We start from the raw sequence: 1,566 nt of genomic DNA, 5'->3' as shown, positions 1-1,566 counted from the left end.
TACCTTCGTCGTTCGGGACTTTCACCCTATAGACAGTGACCATGCCGGGCGCACAGCAACAGGCCCCTGGCTTCTGCCAGAGGCCCCCCGATATCTTTGGCTAAATCTCTCTTGCGGCTAGGCCAGATTCAGTTTATCCTTCGCCAGCTCCACCAATCGGGCGAAGGCCGGGTCGTCGTTTACTGCCAGGTCGGCCAACATCTTACGGTTTATGTCTACCCCCGCCAGACGCAAGCCGCTTATGAGGCGGCTGTAAGACAATCCGTGGTTCCGCGCCGCGGCGTTGATGCGTACTATCCACAAACGGCGAAAGTCCCGTTTGCGCAGCCGCCGGTGCGCATAGGCGTAGGCCAGAGATTTCATTACCTGCTGGTTGGCCACCCGGAAGAGTTTGGATTTGGCTCCCCAGTACCCCTTGGCCAGCTTGAGGATCTTCTTATGGCGGCGGCGCTTGGCTACCCCCTTCTTCACCCGCGGCAAGACCCATCACTCCTCATTCTGATAGTCTAGCTGTACGGTAGCAGCCGGCGTACGTGGCTTTGGTCCGAGGGGTTTACCAGCACCAGTTGCCCCAGCCTCCGCTTCCGCCGCGAAGACTTCTTGGCCAGCAAATGACTCTTGTAGGCCTTGGCCCGCCTAATGCGGCCGGCGCCGGTATAGCGGAAGCGCTTGGCTGCTCCCCGGTGCGTTTTCATCTTCGGCATATACTGTACTTCCTCCCTTATTCCTTGACTATCTCCTGCCGAGGTGCCAGGATCATTATCAGGTTCCTGCCCTCCACGGAAGGTTCCTTTTCTACCAGGGCTAGGTCGGATAATTGCCGCACCAGACGTTCACAGAGCCGATGGCCCAGTTCGGCGTGGGATATTTCTCTTCCCCGGAACATTACCGTCACTTTAACCTTGTCTCCGTCCTTGAGAAAGCGGCTGGCGTTCTTGGCCTTGACCTGAAAGTCGTGCTCTTCGATGCCCAGGCGCAACTTGACTTCCTTTATGTTGATTACCCGCTGCCGCTTCCGGGCCTCGCGCTCTCTCTTGCTCTGCTCGTAGCGGTACTTGCCGTAGTCCATTATACGGCACACCGGAGGCTTAGCCGCAGGCGCCACCTCAACCAAGTCCAAACCCTGCTCATGGGCGACTTGCAGGGCCTCCCGCAAAGGGACGATACCTAACTGCTGGCCGTTGGTACCGATCAGCCTTACTTCCCTAGCCCGGATCTCCTCGTTGATGCGCAGGTCCTTGCCGATCTTCCTGTCACCTCCGCACTTGTTCAGGCTCCCGTGGATACGCAAAGAGCGGATGGCCCTCCATCCGCTCGTCCAGACACATCTCGGCATCTGAGGCCCAAGCGCCAAACCCTACGGGCGGATGCCCTAGGGTGAGAAGCGGATGACTTCTACTTACGCATTGCAGGCCGCAGCACTTAGTGTAGCATAATCCCCTACCAGCGTCAACTGCTCTGCGTCCTGAGTTATCTCCACTTTCCCACGGGCGGTACCGGGTGCTCCCCGCTCGTACTGTCACCTCGCCGACCAAACTAGGGCTCAGCCGTCGCGCTACGGCGGGC

General features: G+C 58.9%; 3 protein-coding genes. All 3 read right to left on the bottom strand.

Going from position 1 to position 1,566, the window contains the following annotated elements; translation table 11 throughout:
- Nucleotides 1-117 precede the first annotated feature (117 nt).
- From rplT to infC, 3 genes are read right to left on the bottom strand one after another with little or no spacing between them, the layout of a single operon-like run.
- Nucleotides 118-480, bottom strand: coding sequence for a 50S ribosomal protein L20 (rplT, locus tag NUV99_12120; protein ID MCR4420834.1), 363 nt, complete (start codon nucleotides 478-480; stop codon nucleotides 118-120).
- A 26-nt stretch (nucleotides 481-506) separates the two neighbouring features.
- The gene (gene rpmI / locus NUV99_12115) at nucleotides 507-704 is read right to left on the bottom strand and encodes a 50S ribosomal protein L35 (protein MCR4420833.1); all 198 of its coding nucleotides are present in this window, start codon (nucleotides 702-704) and stop codon (nucleotides 507-509) included.
- A 17-nt stretch (nucleotides 705-721) separates the two neighbouring features.
- On the bottom strand, nucleotides 722-1,291 hold the full coding sequence (gene infC / locus NUV99_12110; protein MCR4420832.1) for a translation initiation factor IF-3: 570 nt from the start codon (nucleotides 1,289-1,291) through the stop codon (nucleotides 722-724).
- Between the last annotated feature and the right edge of the window lie 275 nt (nucleotides 1,292-1,566).

Source organism: Clostridia bacterium, from assembly GCA_024653205.1.
Classification (GTDB): Bacteria; Bacillota; DSM-521; order Neomoorellales; family SLTJ01; genus JANLFO01.
This window is presented reverse-complemented; position numbering and strand designations above follow the sequence as displayed.